Below are 16,621 nucleotides of genomic sequence, written 5' to 3'. Positions count from 1 at the left end.
AACGTTGGAACCAGGTTAGCCCAACATCTGCATGGCCTTCTCGGCGCGCTCGCGGGCTTTCTGTCTTTTATAATGATACCACCATTTAGGCGCCATCTTGATCATAAGGTTATTCATTCCCCGCAGGCCCACCAGGTGATAAAGCCCATTGAGCTTGTTAAAGAAAGAAGGATCCAGGGCGCGGAGGCTCATCGCAAAACCGCCATCCAGGTACTCCATATGATGCCAGTAGCCGGCCGGCATAAACATGGTATCACCATGGTTCAGTACAGTGGTGTATCCCTTTGCATGTTTCAGCGCCGGGAACTGGTCCTGATCCAGCCGCTCGTTCCAGTTCACGAAGTTGGCTGCGCTTTCTACGGTGAAAGGCATCCGGTAAATGAGGGGCGACTGGTTATTTTCCAGCAGCAACACTCTTTTACGGCCAATGAACTGGGTATGGAAAATATGCGAAAGATCTATATCGTAGTGCATATGCGCTACGGATCCCGCGCCTCCTACAAACAACATGGGATACTTTTTCAGGAATCCCGAAGCCAATTCATCCGGGAAAGTGAAATCTTCCACCAGCTGGGGGGCATGCTGAAAAATGTTGAACAGGAATATCCGGAGTGCCACCGGCCCCTGCTGTATCATATCGAGGTAGGCCCCGAAAGTAATGTAATCATCCGCTCCGTTTACAAGGGTATTCTCGTTGGCGCGCTCATTATTATATACCCCAACCGTCTTGTGCCCGACTATTGATTTGAAATAATCCCATGTCCACTTGTTGTAGGCCGGCCAGTGTTGACTAAGTGCTGATGCCGGGATAATTACAGGTTTACGTGGATGGTAGTAGTTTTTCTTGAATTCCGCTGGTGTAATATCTTCAACTCGATCTATGTGCTGTACTATCATACTTACGAATTGTTAAAAGGGTACAAAAAGGGAACAATATTCAAATTTAATAAATGCGGTGTTATTTTATAACTACAAACGAAGCGCTTTAATGTTAATCAAAAAACGAGCCGGGCCCCTGTTGGAGCCCGATGGTTTTACCTAAAGTAAAATATTAAACAAGATTTATTCTGATTGATAAATAAACTTCACAACAACAAATAAATCAGGAGTTTATGTTAAACAATGAATCTACGAAAGATTCTTTATTAAACACCTGCAGGTCCTCCATTTTCTCTCCTATACCAATGTATTTTACTGGTATTTTAAACTGGTTGGCGATGGCGAGCACAACACCGCCTTTTGCTGTACCGTCCAGTTTGGTAATGGCCAGGGCTGTCACCTCGGTGGTAGCTGTAAACTGTTTGGCCTGTTCCAGCGCATTCTGCCCGGTAGAACCGTCCAGTACCAGCAGCACTTCATGCGGTGCGTCCGGGATTACTTTCTTCATTACCCGTTTAATTTTGCCAAGTTCATCCATCAGGTGAAGCTTGTTATGCAAACGGCCGGCGGTGTCTATGATGATTACATCCACATTTTTTGCAGCGCCGCTCTGTACGGTATCAAAAGCTACTGCACCGGGATCGGATCCCATCTGCTGCTTTACAATAGGCACGCCTACTCTCTCGCTCCAGATAGTGAGCTGATCTACTGCCGCTGCACGGAATGTGTCTGCGGCGCCCAGCATCACCGATTTGCCTGCCTTCTTGAAGTTGTAGGCCAGCTTACCAATAGTAGTGGTTTTACCCACCCCGTTTACGCCCACCACCATGATCACATAAGGCTTTTTGCCTTCCGGTATATCGAAATCCCGGAAACCGCTATCGGGCGCATCCACCAGCAAGGCTGCAATTTCTTCCTGCAACATCCTGTTCAACTCGCTGGTTCCCAGGTATTTATCTTTAGCCACCCGCTGCTCTATCCGGTCAATGATCTTTACCGTAGTATCTACGCCAACATCGGCAGAAACGAGGGCGTCTTCCAGGTTATCCAATACTTCTGTATCTACAGTGGATTTTCCTGCAATGGCGCGTCCTATTTTACCCAGGAAGCTCTCTTTTGTTTTTTGTAATCCCTGATCCAGATTCTCCTTCTTCTCCCTGGAAAATAGTTTATTGAAAAAGCTCATAATTAATTGGGCCCGGTATGTTCCGGTTCTTTTTTGAGTTATCCGGCTGCTTTTGTGACAGCATTTGCAATAGGGTGCTAAAATACGTCTTTTGCGCGGATTTTGTCTTTTTCAGGATTATGATGATTTCGCTGATTAATTACTTTGGATTTAAAAAGATTCAGGGGGACAAACGCAGGTATTTGCTTATTATCCATTTATATCCTGTCTGATATTTAATTCAATGATTTAAGAATTTGAAAGATGCAATCTCCCTATCTCTCTCAACTATCTCTTTCAAAAAATTAAAAAGAAGTCAGGTAATCATTGTAATCATCATAATCCTGAGTCAGACAAAATCCGCACAAACGCAAAAAGCTGTCCCTTATCAGGACAGCCTTTCAGTATTATTAGTAAAGCCGAATTACTTTTGGTTCATGTGCTCCTGGATCTTGTCCTTGTGCACGATAGCTTCCTTAAAGGTGTATGCACCGGTTTTAGGAGAGCGTACGGCTCTGATAACTTTGGTCCATACCTTTGATTCAGCTGCTGCTTTAGCATCTTTTACTTTCGCGTTCTTTGAAGCTACTTTTGCCATGGTATTCTATTGTTTTTATGGTCTAATGGCTATTGGCAGTATACTGATACAGCCATTCACCATCAACAATTATTATTTGATTTCTTTGTGTACAGTCACTTTCCTTAAAATAGGATTGTACTTCTTCAACTCCAGACGCTCAGGAGTATTCTTCTTATTCTTGTTAGAGATGTAACGGGAAGTTCCGGGCTGACCAGAAGCTTTGTGCTCTGTGCACTCCAGAATTACCTGTACTCTATTACCTTTTTTTGCCATTGTGTATTACAAATTAAGTGAGTCTTAGAATTAGATTTCCTGACCAGCTGCACGCAATTCCTTCACAACTGCATACAAACCTCTCTTGTTGATGGTTCTCAAACCGTCAGCAGATACTTTCAATGATATCCATTTGTCCTCTTCTGCCAGGAAAAAACGTTTCTTTTGCAGGTTAGGAAGAAACCTTCTGTTTGTCTTAATGTTGGAGAAGGAAACATGGTGACCTGTAATCGGCTTCTTTCCTGTCACCTGACATACTCTTGCCATGATCTAAAAATTTAGGAATGCAAAAGTCCAATTTTTTTGTGGATTTTGCAAATATTATTAAATGAATTTATTCACAAATGCATAAAAGCCACCTGTAAAAAGTGCTTCCTTAAGATGTGAACACAATGCAAAAGATTGACAACCAAATAATTATATGGCAGATTTACATCTGTCTTTTGCTGGAATATTTTTTTACAACAGCACGATCAGGCTACGCAAAACGGCTCCCAATCTTACCGATTCCAATATTCTTTGCTGATCTGTTCCGTGCTTCAGCAACGCTTCTTCGTGGGAAGTAACGCACATTTCACAACCATTCAGCGCAGAAACCACCAGGCTCAGCAACTCGAAAAACTCTTTCCCAAGCACCGGGTTCGCCATAATGCTCATCCGGATACCTGCCGGGGTGTTTGTGTAAAACTCCTTGTTCACAAAATGCCTGAAACGGTAAAACACGTTATTGGCGCTCATGAGGGAAGTACAACTGATCACCTCTGCTATTTCCTTGTCCGTTGCACCTTCCTGTGCCGCCAGCTTCTCAAACGACGCCTGCAGCTCCACATGCTTCTCATTCACCGCTACAGCCAGCCCGATCAGATATGCTTCCTTCTTTTGCAGCGTAGGTGCTGCCAGCGAATTGGACACATTGATCTTCAGATCCTTCAGGTAACGCGCATCCACATTCACCAGGGATTGCAGTTTACCGGACACCGCACCTGCCGCTAATCCCACCGCCTCCAGTAACTGAACAGCCGTATCCTGATTTGTTGTTGCAAACATAATATGTAATTTTTTATTTAATTATTTCACTACGGGGTAAAGCAATCCCGCAGGACCGCTTCTCCCCCGTAATAAAACAGTAAATGACTTGATTAATTAAACAGACAGCGTAGCTTCACCCTTAGTCCAGTTGCAAGGGCACAGCTCATCTGTTTGCAGGGCATCCAGCACACGCAGTACCTCTTTCACGCTACGGCCTACAGACAGGTCGTACAGGGAAACCCAACGTACAATACCCTGGGGATCTACAATATAAGTAGCACGGTAAGCCACTTTTTCATTGGCTTCCAGGATACCCAGCTCAGTGGCCAGGGATTTGGAAGTATCAGCCAGCATAGGGAACTGCAGTCCGCGCAGATCTTCATGATCCCTTCTCCATGCAGCATGTACAAACTCACTGTCTGTAGATGCTCCGATCAATACCGCATCACGATCCGCAAAATCCTGCGCATGTTTGTTAAATTCAGCTATTTCAGTAGGGCATACGAAAGTAAAGTCTTTAGGCCACCAGAACATCACCATCCATTTGCCGGAGTTTTTCAGTTCTTCTGAAGACAGTTCATAAAATTCTTTACCCTTTTCAATAGATACTACAGCCGTTTTTTTGAATTCGGGAAACTCTGACCCTACGGATAAAATAACATTTTTCATAATAACTAATTCTCTTTTTGATTTACAGACTAATGATTTTATTCTTTGACGGCGCAAAGATCACATTACATTCATTATTAATCAAATAGATTTTAAGAATGTGGCATTGAGTTTCTCTATATATATCGTTTTCCACTGCGGTGATACCGCTAACCGGGGGTGGCGCCTATATAATCAAAAAAAATGTTCCGGGCTTAACATTTTTATGCTATTTCTGTAACATTTTGGCACGTTATTTAGTTATATAGTAAGACTTTTTAATCGAATTAGCATGGAAATGAAGAAAAAATACTTTTTACTGGTGGTTATCACGATTGGACTTGCTTTGATCCCGTTTATTAAAAACAGCATCATTAAACACGATGAATTTGACGCTACCCGAGATCTGTTCATTTAGTGTTTAGCGGGTCCCATTGACCGTTTCTGAAAATACCCCCAAGAGTGGGGTTGGGTTTTTATGTGCCGGCAAATAATGATGCAGCCAGGTTACGCTCCCACCCCTTCAACTTTACAGCGGACATCCGCTTTCACACACACCTTATAGTTGATTTTCAACCGATAAAAAAAATTGGGAGACAACCGCGAATACTCTCGCCATTGTCTCCCAACCTTTTTCAAGTGTGTAACGGGATATAAATTTTTCCTCTCTGATGCTTATCCAGCCCAGGTTTACAGATCAAGTCCACCTCCTCTCCGCATCAGGTCCTCTTTTACTGCATGCCATAAGCAGGCGCTAAGTATCCGCTATGCAACTTCTGTTCGTTTACTACGCCACTCAGGTATTCTCACTGATCACATCTGCCAGGCTCCGGATACCGATCATTTTGGCAGAAGTATACCCTTCGGCATACTCCACTCCTACCATCTTACCAAGCATTTTCGCACGGTAAATAACGCTGTCAAAAAAGCCGGAACCGGAAATATAGGTTTGCGGCTCATGGTCTTTCGGCGCCAGGAACTGTGAACTGAAGCTCTTGATCGCTTCCAGCTTGCGCTCCATTACGGGGGTAATATCTATTACAAAATCGGGTTGGTGATAACGGTCCTGCAGGAAGTGAAAAACCTGTTTAGGGCGCCACGCTTCCTGTGCCTGCCCATCTGCCGTAGTTTCTATTTTTCTTAATCCTGCAAGGAAACAACTGTCGGCAATCAGTTTGCCGGCCCTGCCATGATCAGGGTGACGGTCGTCCATTGCATTGGCCAGCACAATTTCCGGCCGGTACTTCCTGATGGCGGTAATAATAGCCATTTGCTCCATTGTATCATTCCTGAAAAAGCCATCGGCCAGCCCAAGATTTTCCCTTACTTCCAGTCCCATGATTTTTGCTGCGGCCTGCGCTTCCTGCGCCCGCAGTTCAGGAGTTCCACGGGAGCCCAGCTCCCCGCGGGTAAGATCCACAACGCCTACCTTCATTCCCTGTTGCGCATGTATCATCAGGGTGCCGGCACAACCCAGTTCCACATCGTCGGGGTGCACCGCTATAGCCAGTATATCTAGTTTCATATGCTGTAAATTGAGGTGCAAAGATGGGAAAATATTTACTCTTCTGAACTGGTGATAACGATCCCGGCTTTCCGGTCCATCACCTGGTATTTATCCTGCACCTCCTTATCAGAAATAACCCTAACGGAACGGAAGGTTTTCCGGTCCAGGGTCATCAAACCGGTTTCATTGGTGGGGGTAACGGGTTTGCCGTTTACGATAAAGTAAAAGCTGCTGTCGTTGCCATACTTACGTAACAGACTGTCGTATGCGGGGGATTCACTGCTCAGCAGCATATTCACCCTTTTGCGGGCAAAGGGTTTGGTTTCAATATATACCACGCCGTTTTCTGCCTGGCTGCCATACTTCAATACAGCTTTGGCGCCTTTGGCAATGGTGATCACCCCTATACGGTCAGGCGATACCTGCCCTATAGCGGCCTGGTTTACCACTACGCTGTCCAGCACATACACCGGATCATCCCCGGCTACCTGTGCCATGGCTCCAATGGAAATAAATAATAAGCTGGTAAGTAAGATCCTTGCTTTCATAATATACCCTTTTCAAAACAGGCGAATATTACGAAGATAGCCCAATTAATTGTAGACGCGGTATTGCTGGTACATTTCCAGCTCCTGTACAATCACCTCGATATCGTGGTCTTCCTGCTTGTCGTAGTCGCTTTTCAGGTTGCCTCCAAAAAAGAAAGCAACGGTTTGCCATACGCGGGCATTAAAGCCGCCTTTAAGCTCCTTGATAATTTCAAAGCAGTTCTGACCCGTTTCGCGGTCGATCAGTTTCATGAGCACTTTTCCCTGGTATACGGAGAGGTTTTCCAATTTATCGCCGAACTGGGCCTTGAGCTCCTTTTCTTTGGTGGCCAGGAAGGCTTTACGTTCCTTTTTATTCATGGTGGCCAGGCGGCTGTTCACATCTTTCAGCACCCTTGCTGCCGACCTGGCATAGGGGTAAGTTACATATACCGCGTTCCGTAAACGGCTCCAGCGCTCGCGTTCCTTACGCAAGGCCTTCGGCATTTTTGCCACTACATCAAATATCGCCAGGGTGATCACCGGCACGGTATCCTGCCCCACTACAATGGCATGCAATGGTATCACATCCGCCCCATGCGCCTCCTGGGCCATCGCAGCCCCGTGGTAAAGAGACATGCCCAATACCAGGAACAGTGAAACGATGATCTGTTTAAAACGGATACGCATAGTTAACTAACGTTGCTTATTGATAGAATGTTACCACAAGTTATAAAAAGATTTCAGATTCAGTGTTAACTAAAAAGTGTTAACGAACTGGCTTCATATGTAAGGTATTCACAGCGAAATGATCGATCGCTTTTTCCACCGCCGGAATGTCGTGCCCGGTGAGCGCGCATCCCATTACATGATTGCCCGCCCCGGGAATCGCCACAGCCTCCTTTAAGGAATCGGGCGTGCCCAGCTTCTTTTCCATCTCAAGGATGGCAGATACCCTCACCGTTCCATCCTGGTTCGCCTCATCTTTATAATAGTATAAATTGAGCACCGGCTGATGCACTTTTTCAAAGGTTGCATCCACCATGCTGGACTCCAACAGGTTTTGCAGCTGTACTACCGCTTCCAGGCGGTAATTATTATACCAGTACTTTGCTATTTCAGGGTTCTTGTCATCGCTGCGCCTGAAATCCCCTTTACTTACGGCCCTGGCCAGCTGCAATCCCCAGGGATTATTGGCGAGGAAGGCCAGGTTGTCGTTGATGGCAATGTTGGGCGACATATTAATCATGGCATATACATCATTGGGATAGGCGGCGGCCAGTTTCAGCGCCAGCGTTCCACCGGTGGAGGTGGTCATCAGGATCACCTTGTTGCCCAGCGCCTTGCCTATGCTCAATGCCTCTTCTGCATCTTTCCACAAACCTGCGGCCGTCATATGGAGTAACGGATCGCTGGTTTCTATCCCGTGCCCGTCGAGCCTCGACAGGAAAAGGTTGCATCCGTAGCGCGCGGCAAAATTGCGGTGCACTGGGTTCCCCTCTTCCTGGCTGGCGGAAAAGCCGTGCAGGTATACCACCGAATAAGGCGTTTTATGAAAACCGGTGTCCTGCCATACAATACGGGCTTCATTATCGGGCTTCAGTCGGAATGCCGCTTCTTTATGCTTTATATAGGCATCCAGTGCAGGGCCGGCGGCCGGTACCGCGGGTAAAACATGCTCGTATACCGGCGCTCCGGGTGAAGGGCCGAGAAAATACACCACGGCAAGCGTGGCTATAAGGATCAGGGATATACGTAACCACCTAGGCATCATCAGGATATTTATTCGGGTTAAATGTAGAGAAGAATTCTGAAATGCCGCCTCCTGTGAAAGGATTTAACCAAGAAAAAATCCTTCAACAGCAATGCCATTGAAGGATTCTTTTTAAAAAAATATCCGGAGATTATCTTCTTCTTACTTTCTGGAAGATGCTCATAGCGGTACCTACTATCATCACCACGATACCCAGCCATAGCACATTGATATAAGGGAATATCAGCGCTTTCATTACGATATAATCGTTGAAGCTGGTGGCCTCTTTTATTTTCAGTTCTATTTTATTTTCCGCAGGCATGATCTTAGAGAACCTTACATTCAGGTTCAACGGCGCCAGGGTATCTTCCACACTGTACTGGTAGCTGCTGTCGCGGATAAAATAGATAGGCTGCAGTTTAAAGTGATCATCTGTTTGCGTGTATACCTCCAGCTCCGCGCCTACTGCCAGGTCGCCGCTCTGCGGAACATAATTGCGGCTTTGCGGGTTCGTGTTCAACCCTTTCAGCACAATGAACCCTTTGGAGAAGAATACGGAATCGCCCTGCTTCATTTCATGGGTTACATAAGGCGTGGTATCTGCCTGGGCTGCCTCATCGCGGTTAGGCGCGGCAGACACATAGGTAAAGATATCCCTTGTGAGATAATGCCTGGAAGCCGGGTTGGAAGAAAGCGCATTTTCCTTTTTATTCACGAAAGCATCAGGATAAAGGGTGAATCGCTCCAGCGCTTTGCCGGTTTGTTTATCCTTTTTCTCATAATGCACTACATAGTATGTTTTAGGATCTCCCTGTGCCACAGAATCGCCTGTATAGGTAACATGATATTCACCCATTTCCACCGGTACATCTTTTGGCAGCATGATATTCTCCCTTGGATTCTGTTTGCTTTCCTTTGTAAAAATACCATCGCCCAGCATCTTCATACGGTCCAGTGAAATCACTTCCATTTTGGCAGAAGAGATCAGCACGCCCAGCAACACCATACCAAAGCCGATATGGGCCACAGAAGCGCCTGCATTTTTCAGCTTACCTTTCAGGCCGGAGAAGATATAGAAGAAGTTGCCCACAATAGCATAAATGCTGGCAAATAACATCAGGTAAATAGCAGTGAGGAAGCCGGCGCCATACTTATCATAAGTGATAGTGCCTTTCCAGGCTACCAGCCCGGTCAGCAATAAGGTGACCACGGTAGGCACCAGCAGCTTTTTGGAGATCTCTCCACGGGGAGTATCCTTGTAGCGCATATACTGTACAATGGCGGTTAACACGCCAAGTACAATGGCGATCCAGATCTGGATCTTGTTATAATGGAAGATACTGTCGGACGGCGGCGCTATATCATTCATATTGAACAGCGATTTCAGACCCGTTACGCTCAGTAATTTATTCCAAACCGGAATAGAGGTAGTGAAGGTGATCTGGATACCTGCAATCAGCAGGATCAGGGAACCTACAAACAGCCAGAACTCGCGGGAGTAGCTGTTCTCTTCTTTCTTTACAGAAGGAATTTCCTTTCTGCGTATGATCAGCAGGGCGATAGAAGGAACGGTGAACACCAGCATGGAGAACAGCAGCTGGGCAGTCATTCCCATATCTGTAAAGGAGTGTACAGAAGTATCTCCCAATACCCCGCTCTTTGTTAAGAAAGAGGAATACAGGATCAGTACGTAGGAAATAAAGAAGAAGAAGAAGGTGGATTTCAGCGAGTGCCCGGTGGCTTTGTAAGCCAGCAGTGTGTGCACGCCTGCTACCATGGTAAGCCAGGGTACCAGTGAGGCATTCTCTACGGGGTCCCATCCCCAGTAACCACCGAAGTTCAGTGATTCGTATGCCCAGGCGGCGCCCATCATGATACCGGTTCCCAGCATCATTACGGCAAAAAGGCTCCATGGCTGCACCGGTTTTACCCAGCCGGTATAATCTTTTACCCATAAGCCTGCAAAGGCAAAGGCAAAAGGAATGATCATGGAAGCAAAACCCAGGAACAGTACGGGTGGATGTATCACCATCCAGTAGTTCTGCAACGTAACGTTCAAACCATTCCCATCGTGGATATGCTGCATATAATCCGGCGTCTGGAATATTGGCGCAGCCTGGTTTTCGGCCGCCTGCCTCAGCAGCATGAAAGGATTGCTGCCCACTTTATAGCCCAGGATGAAAATGCCCAGCAGCATACTGGCCATGATCAGCTGTGCCAGGGAGAAAATTGTCATCACCGGTGCTTCCCAGTTTTTGGAAGTGCGGATCAGAATAACCCCCAGGATACTGTTCCAGATGCTCCAGAGCAGGAAACTTCCTTCCTGGTCGGACCAGAGACTGGACAACAGGTATTGGATGGGCAGGTCGCGCGAGGTATTGCGCCAGGCGTATTTATATTCGAAATAGTGATTATACAGGATAAAGTACAGGCAGCTGAAAACACCTATCACGGCGGCCGACTGGATAATAAAGGACCAGCGGGCCAGTTTTTTCCATGAGTCCCTGATCAGCGGTTCTTTTCCTTTAACTACATTATAATAAGCCACGGTGGCTACCATAGATGCTACAAATGCCAGTATGGCAAAGAAGTGGCCCAGTTGGCCTGGCAGTAAATGTTCCCCTACAAACTTCATAAAATTCCTCTGAGAGATATAAATATTGTGGCATGGATTATCCGGCGATGGACAATCATATCATATAGCTATTACAACTGTTTGTTGCTTACAGCAACCTGGTCGTCCTTATATTTGGACGGGCACTTCATCAGTATTTTACTGCAGTGAAATTCATTGCCTTCCATTTTACCTGTGAGCACAATGGATTCGGCCTTTTCAAAGTCGGTAGGTTTGGCGCCGTAGAAAACTACTTTGTGGGATTCCCCGGTTTTATCGTGGACATAGAAGCTAAACAGGTTGGCATCTTTGATCGGATCGTAGTTCATAGCTTTTAAGGTATCGAGCGTACCAATTACGTGGAACTCTTTTCCTTCCTTCTCGCGGGCTGTTGCAAAAGTTTCATAGGTACTGAAATCACCCACCATAGTCACTATCACTCCAATTGCCACCGCAATCACCACCAGCAGAATAATATTTGTTTTTTTCATATGAAAATTATCTTCCCTATTGATTAGACACAAGCTGCAAAAACCCTTTACCAGCGCAACTTCAACACCTCCTCCCTTTTTGCCTTACTTTATTTGTTTCCGATTAATCGGCAAAATTAAGTCAAAATGACCTTCTTCCGGCAAAATTTATATAAAAGGCAATTCTTTTTATGAGAAGGGAGGCTGTAAGTAAACATAATCCTATCTTTGCGCGGAATTTAGAAAAGTACGACTTTATCATGGCAGATTTATCTCAATTTGACCCTAACTCGGTTGGCCTGCTGTCCAACAACGTTTTTGGCTTGCCTTTTTCCGAAGAAGAGGCGAGACTGGTATTATTACCTGTTCCCTGGGAAGTAACCGTTTCTTATAATAATGGTACCGCCCGCGGCCCGGAACATATTTTCAGGGCGTCTTTCCAGGTAGACCTGTACGATGCAGATGTGAAAGACGGCTGGAAACAGGGTTTCTATATGCGGGAACCAGACAAGCACCTGCTGCTCCGCAGCGATTACCTGCGTAAGGAAGCAGAGCTGTACCTGAAATTTCTGACTGAAGGGGGAGATATTTCTGAAAATGAATTCCTGAAAAAAACACTGGTAGATGTAAGCAACGGTACCAGGGCCATGAATGAATGGGTATACACCCAAACCAAAGCCCTGCTGGAAAAAGGCAAGCTGGTAGGCCTTGTAGGCGGCGATCATAGCACGCCGCTGGGCTTCTTCAAAGCCATTGGCGAGAACAAAGGTGAGTTTGGTATCCTCCAGATAGATGCACACTGCGATCTGCGCGACGCATACGAAGGATTCAAATACTCACATGCTTCCATCATGTTCAATGCGCTGGCAGAAGTACCACAGCTCTCCAGGCTGGTACAGGTAGGGATCCGCGACTACTGCGAAGAAGAAGTGGATTATATCAATAACAGCGGAGGCCGTGTTGTAACCTTCTTCGATAAACAAATCAAGGAAAGACAATTTGAAGGAGAATCCTGGAAAGCTATCTGCGACAGTATTATAGCCACTTTACCGCAACAGGTATATATCAGTTTTGATATCGATGGCCTCGATCCCAAATTATGCCCGCATACGGGAACCCCGGTGGCTGGCGGATTTGAAGCAGAACAGGTATACTATCTTTTCAAAAAAGTACTTGAAAGCGGCAGGAAACTGATTGGCTTCGACCTGAATGAAGTAAGCACTTCACACGATGAATGGGATGCCAACGTAGGCGCCCGGGTGCTGTTCAAACTTTGCAACCTGCTGATCAGTTCAAATTCCTAACCTTACATTCCTGCACATGCATAGTTTGCGCATCCTGCATCCGAATACCCCCAGCAGAATCCGGTTATTACCGGTAATGCATGGGCTTACCGGCATACTGTTCCTGTTTAATGCGATTGGTATTTACCGCAGTCTGCAGCCAAACTGGTTCCTGGCAGTGTTCTTTCTTGTAACAGGGATCGCCTGTATCGGCTTTCCTTTTACCATGAGGAAGTTTAAGAAATTTACCGAGGCCAATACCGTTGCCAGGATGATAGAAGCGCTGATCTGCTTTACCGGCAGTTTGTACTTTCTTTCCCACCTGAACCCGGTTACCGCCTTGCTGCTGTTCCTCGTAGGTGCAGGCCTGGCCTATGTAGGCTGGATGGAATACCGCATTTTCCAGCCCTCTTATGTAAAAATGGATACCACCGGAATTACCCTCCCGGGCACCTTTTCCAAAAGGCTGGTTGGCTGGAACGAACTGAATAACGTAATTTTGCGGAACGACCTGCTTACGATCGATTTTAAAAATAACAGGATCCTGCAACTGGAAGTACTGGATGAACCAGGCGCAGCAGAAAGGGAAGCCCTGAATAATTTCTTCCAAAGCAGGGTGCAATAACAGTACATAAAAACAAAAAATGCTGAAACAAACACCTTACATATTATACTCAGACGGTAACGGTAATATTTTTGAAGATACCTCCATGTACGTAACCGGCCGCAGCGGCTGGGATGCATGGCCGGTAGAAGCAGATGAATGGATTGAATTACCGGAAGGAGGTAATTTGTATGAGTTGCCCGGCCGCCGTGGGATCGGTATTAACGCTGCCACCGGCGATATGCAGCTGTGCGATAAAGGATGGGCTGTAGCTGCCTTCATACCGCCGGCGCATACCGGCTTTTACCTGGCTGCCTACGAAACCATGCCGGACGCACCTACCCTGCCACTGTTCTGCTATACCGCAGTAGGCTGGCTGGATGGTAAATTTTATGTGCCTGCTACCCGCATTGAAGCAGACATCCGCCAGGAATGCGCAGGATTTGACGATAAAAAAGTGAAACAGGGCGTAAAAACCCTGGTAGAAGCATACCCGCATAATAGGCTGGTACAACATCTTGCGGAAAACTGCGCGCTTACTTATGAGTGCCCTGCCGCCCGTAATTATTTTATGGGAAGATGGGAATGCCCTATTCCTTCTTCTCCTGCATGTAATGCCAATTGTGTTGGATGTATTTCATTCCAGCCGGAAGAAGAAAGCATTGTTTCAACGCAGGACCGTCTCCGTTTTAAACCAACTGCAGAAGAAATTGTAGAATACACGGTACCTCATCTGGAAACAGCGCCCTTCCCTATCGTGAGCTTCGGACAGGGCTGTGAAGGTGAACCCCTGCTCATGTGGGAAACCATCCGCGAATCCATCCTGGAAATACGTAAGCATACGCCTAAAGGCAGTATCAATATTAACACCAACGGCAGTAAGCCCGATGCTGTAAGAGCGCTTTGCGAAGCGGGCTTGAACAGCATCCGCGTAAGCCTGAACTCTGCCCAGGAAAAATATTACACCCCGTATTACCGTCCTAACAACTACGTTTTTGAAGACATCATTGAAAGCCTGAAAGTGGTGCGTGAATTCGGCGGCTGGACCTCCATCAACTATTTCGTGTTCCCGGGTATGACAGATAGCGCAGATGAATACGAAGCATTGCGCAAACTGATCCGGGAAACAGGGCTGAACATGATCCAGTGGCGCAATTTCAATATTGATCCCGACTGGTACCTTGGCAAGCTGGGTATCACGGAAACAGGAGAATGCTTAGGTGTAAAACAACTGCAGGAGTTAATCCATGAAGAATTCCCGGATCTGAAGTTCGGTTACTTCAATCCTCCTATAGAGCGTATTACCGGCGATTATATGAGCGATTTTGCGCATTGAAAATAATACAGATAATAAAAAGAGGCGTCTCAAATATTGAGACGCCTCTTTTGTTTCCGGTTAGCCCTACCCTGTATTATTAAAATACAAATATTCTATATATATTAGCCTGACCAATACACTATCACCTACCTATGGAACACCTGCAAAAGCGCAACAACATTGCGATACGCATAGAAGAATTGCAAAAAGATGTGGAGCAAAGTAACCTCCTCTCCCGTGAAGCCATAACGGCAATTAAGAAAGTTTTTAATGTGGATGCAGTCAACGACAAATACGCTTATGAGCCGGCAGTAAAAGACGACATTGCCACAGCCTTAACAGCCTTTGCATTGATTGCCTGGAACAAAGACAGGGACCTGGGCAGCGCCACCACACTGGTGAAATGGGCACTGGGCCTGTATATTTCTGATGAGCTGCGCCAGAATATCTGGGTGTATGAAAAACAGCTGGAAGAACTGTACGGGAAACATGTAGGGCAAGACATCTGTTATTTTTGTGCAGGCGCGCCACATGATAATAACAGCGCTCTGGAAAAGAAATTATATATAGAGAAAGACCGTTCCAATTACATCGTTGCCCGCAAGGTAAAGTTTTCTGTACTGGAATTAAAGGTACCGCGTTGCGGCCGCTGTGCCAATGAACATGATACGCTGGCTAATAAATACCACTTCACCTGGGTAGGCATTGTGATACTGTTTGTTGTTATCGGCGCCTTCACTGGCGGTCTCATCATCTTTGGCTTGCTGGGCGTAGGTATCGGCTACCTGGTAGCAAGGTATGTCAAAAATTACCTGAAGCAGGAAGATATCAAGGAGAATAATGATGATATAATCGGCCTGCACCCGCAGGTGGCGCCGTTGTTGGAGGCAGGATGGTCGTTTGAACAACCGCAGGCCTGATACTGTGATTAATACAGCACTCACCTGGTAATTCTTAAAAAAGGACTGCAGGCATTGCACTACAGCGCCTGCTGGCCGGAGGACGCTACTTTAGTTCTTCCGCAAAACGGTATTGCCTCGCATACGCGGAGGGCGACATCCCCGTTACTTTTCTGAACACCCGGTTAAACGTAATGGGATTATTATATCCGGTAGCATAGGCTACAGCCGCAATGCTGTCGAAATCGCCGTTAATGATATTTTTGCAGGCCACATTGATCCTGATCTCATTCAGAAATTCCAGGTATGTTTTGCGCGTATGTTTTTTAAAGTATTTGCAGAAGGCATAGGTGGTAAGATGCGCTACGCCGGCAATTTGGCCCAGTGATATATTTTCCGCATAATGCTCCAGGGTGTACTGGTAAATATCATTCATCCGCAATCCTTCCGATTCGCTGTAAGAGTGCCTGGAAAAGCCGGTGGATAAAGACTTCCAGTCCTTCACCTGTTTGGAGAAATACACCAGCATTCCTACAAATGCGAGCAATCTTTCTGCTCCGCTGAGCCGTGCAATCCTTAAAATATCTGCAGCTGTTTTCTCTGCATATTCTGCAGGCAGCTGCAAACTGTTTGCCGTGAGTTGAAGGAACTTCCTTACGGTGTCCATCTCCTTCAGTGAAAACAAGCCCTGTAAGGCATGTTCATGATCGAAAAAGATATGGATAGCGTGAATATTCTTCTCCTGTAAATTCTCAAAATAACGGGCATCCCCTTTAAACATATGCGGCTGGTTGGCGCCAATCACGTAAATATCTCCTGCTTTGAACGGCTGGGTATAGTTTCCGGCAATCAGGGTGCCTTCCCCTTTTATAATAAGTGTTACCTGCGCCTCCTTATGACGATGCAGGTAGTTATAGAAGTAAGGGAGTATATCTTCCTGTATCACTACAGCACCTTCATCGGCAACCGGGACAGTAAATTGAATTACTTTCATTAACCAATTTTACTACTTTATCTGCAAAATAAGGAATAATGTGGCAATAATGGTAAAGTGTTGGACAATATCTCAAAT

The 16,621-nt window shown here is 46.1% G+C and carries 18 protein-coding genes; 4 read left to right on the top strand and 14 right to left on the bottom strand.

What is annotated here, in order from left to right:
• Positions 1-15: 15 nt before the first annotated feature.
• From ABIE50_RS14520 to ABIE50_RS14460, 13 genes are all read right to left on the bottom strand, one after another.
• Positions 16-897 carry a cupin-like domain-containing protein gene (locus ABIE50_RS14520; RefSeq protein ID WP_209860349.1) on the bottom strand — a complete coding sequence of 294 codons (882 nt, stop codon included), beginning with the start codon at positions 895-897 and terminating at the stop codon, positions 16-18.
• Between the two features lie 205 nt (positions 898-1,102).
• The gene (gene ftsY, locus ABIE50_RS14515) at positions 1,103-2,065 is read right to left on the bottom strand and encodes a signal recognition particle-docking protein FtsY (RefSeq protein ID WP_209860350.1); all 963 of its coding nucleotides are present in this window, start codon (positions 2,063-2,065) and stop codon (positions 1,103-1,105) included.
• Between the two features lie 403 nt (positions 2,066-2,468).
• Positions 2,469-2,642, bottom strand: coding sequence for a DUF4295 domain-containing protein (locus ABIE50_RS14510; protein WP_142685122.1), 174 nt, complete (start codon positions 2,640-2,642; stop codon positions 2,469-2,471).
• A 72-nt stretch (positions 2,643-2,714) separates the two neighbouring features.
• Entirely contained in the window at positions 2,715-2,897 is a 183-nt protein-coding gene (gene rpmG, locus ABIE50_RS14505) for a 50S ribosomal protein L33 (protein ID WP_079468086.1), read from the bottom strand.
• 30 nt (positions 2,898-2,927) lie between these two features.
• Positions 2,928-3,164 (bottom strand): 50S ribosomal protein L28, encoded by a 237-nt coding sequence (rpmB, locus tag ABIE50_RS14500; protein ID WP_089759466.1) that lies wholly within the window; start codon positions 3,162-3,164, stop codon positions 2,928-2,930.
• Positions 3,165-3,356: 192 nt separating this feature from the next.
• A complete protein-coding gene (locus ABIE50_RS14495; RefSeq protein ID WP_209860351.1) occupies positions 3,357-3,944 on the bottom strand; it encodes a carboxymuconolactone decarboxylase family protein in 588 nt (195 codons plus the stop codon).
• A 96-nt stretch (positions 3,945-4,040) separates the two neighbouring features.
• Positions 4,041-4,595 carry a peroxiredoxin gene (locus tag ABIE50_RS14490; RefSeq protein ID WP_142685120.1) on the bottom strand — a complete coding sequence of 185 codons (555 nt, stop codon included), beginning with the start codon at positions 4,593-4,595 and terminating at the stop codon, positions 4,041-4,043.
• 775 nt (positions 4,596-5,370) lie between these two features.
• Positions 5,371-6,099, bottom strand: coding sequence for a bacillithiol biosynthesis deacetylase BshB1 (bshB1, locus tag ABIE50_RS14485; RefSeq protein ID WP_209860352.1), 729 nt, complete (start codon positions 6,097-6,099; stop codon positions 5,371-5,373).
• Between the two features lie 35 nt (positions 6,100-6,134).
• Positions 6,135-6,629, bottom strand: a complete 495-nt coding sequence (locus ABIE50_RS14480; protein WP_209860354.1) for a hypothetical protein — start codon at positions 6,627-6,629, stop codon at positions 6,135-6,137.
• Positions 6,630-6,674: 45 nt separating this feature from the next.
• The gene (locus ABIE50_RS14475) at positions 6,675-7,298 is read right to left on the bottom strand and encodes a DUF4294 domain-containing protein (RefSeq protein ID WP_354028012.1); all 624 of its coding nucleotides are present in this window, start codon (positions 7,296-7,298) and stop codon (positions 6,675-6,677) included.
• 79 nt (positions 7,299-7,377) lie between these two features.
• Positions 7,378-8,379: an alpha/beta hydrolase gene (locus ABIE50_RS14470; protein WP_354028011.1), complete on the bottom strand. Its 1,002-nt coding sequence runs from the start codon at positions 8,377-8,379 to the stop codon at positions 7,378-7,380.
• Between the two features lie 133 nt (positions 8,380-8,512).
• Positions 8,513-10,996 (bottom strand): cytochrome c biogenesis protein CcsA, encoded by a 2,484-nt coding sequence (gene ccsA / locus ABIE50_RS14465; protein ID WP_209860358.1) that lies wholly within the window; start codon positions 10,994-10,996, stop codon positions 8,513-8,515.
• 71 nt (positions 10,997-11,067) lie between these two features.
• Positions 11,068-11,466 (bottom strand): cytochrome c maturation protein CcmE domain-containing protein, encoded by a 399-nt coding sequence (locus ABIE50_RS14460; RefSeq protein ID WP_142685114.1) that lies wholly within the window; start codon positions 11,464-11,466, stop codon positions 11,068-11,070.
• 239 nt (positions 11,467-11,705) lie between these two features.
• Between ABIE50_RS14460 and ABIE50_RS14455 the strand changes: the two genes are divergently transcribed.
• The 4 genes from ABIE50_RS14455 (at position 11,706) to ABIE50_RS14440 (ending at position 15,570) form a co-directional block, all read left to right on the top strand.
• Positions 11,706-12,749 (top strand): agmatinase family protein, encoded by a 1,044-nt coding sequence (locus ABIE50_RS14455; protein ID WP_209860359.1) that lies wholly within the window; start codon positions 11,706-11,708, stop codon positions 12,747-12,749.
• 16 nt (positions 12,750-12,765) lie between these two features.
• A complete protein-coding gene (locus ABIE50_RS14450) occupies positions 12,766-13,353 on the top strand; it encodes a hypothetical protein (protein ID WP_209860361.1) in 588 nt (195 codons plus the stop codon).
• A 19-nt stretch (positions 13,354-13,372) separates the two neighbouring features.
• A complete protein-coding gene (locus ABIE50_RS14445; RefSeq protein WP_142685111.1) occupies positions 13,373-14,668 on the top strand; it encodes a radical SAM family protein in 1,296 nt (431 codons plus the stop codon).
• Between the two features lie 134 nt (positions 14,669-14,802).
• A complete protein-coding gene (locus tag ABIE50_RS14440; protein ID WP_209860362.1) occupies positions 14,803-15,570 on the top strand; it encodes a hypothetical protein in 768 nt (255 codons plus the stop codon).
• An 85-nt stretch (positions 15,571-15,655) separates the two neighbouring features.
• On the opposite strand, the gene ABIE50_RS14435 is transcribed toward ABIE50_RS14440, so the two are convergent.
• On the bottom strand, positions 15,656-16,543 hold the full coding sequence (locus tag ABIE50_RS14435) for an AraC family transcriptional regulator (protein ID WP_142685109.1): 888 nt from the start codon (positions 16,541-16,543) through the stop codon (positions 15,656-15,658).
• Between the last annotated feature and the right edge of the window lie 78 nt (positions 16,544-16,621).

Source organism: Chitinophaga sp. OAE865, assembly GCF_040546735.1.
Lineage (GTDB): Bacteria > Bacteroidota > Bacteroidia > Chitinophagales > Chitinophagaceae > Chitinophaga > Chitinophaga polysaccharea_A.
The sequence above is the reverse complement of the archived record's forward strand: the minus strand, read 5'-3'. Positions and strand labels throughout refer to the sequence as shown.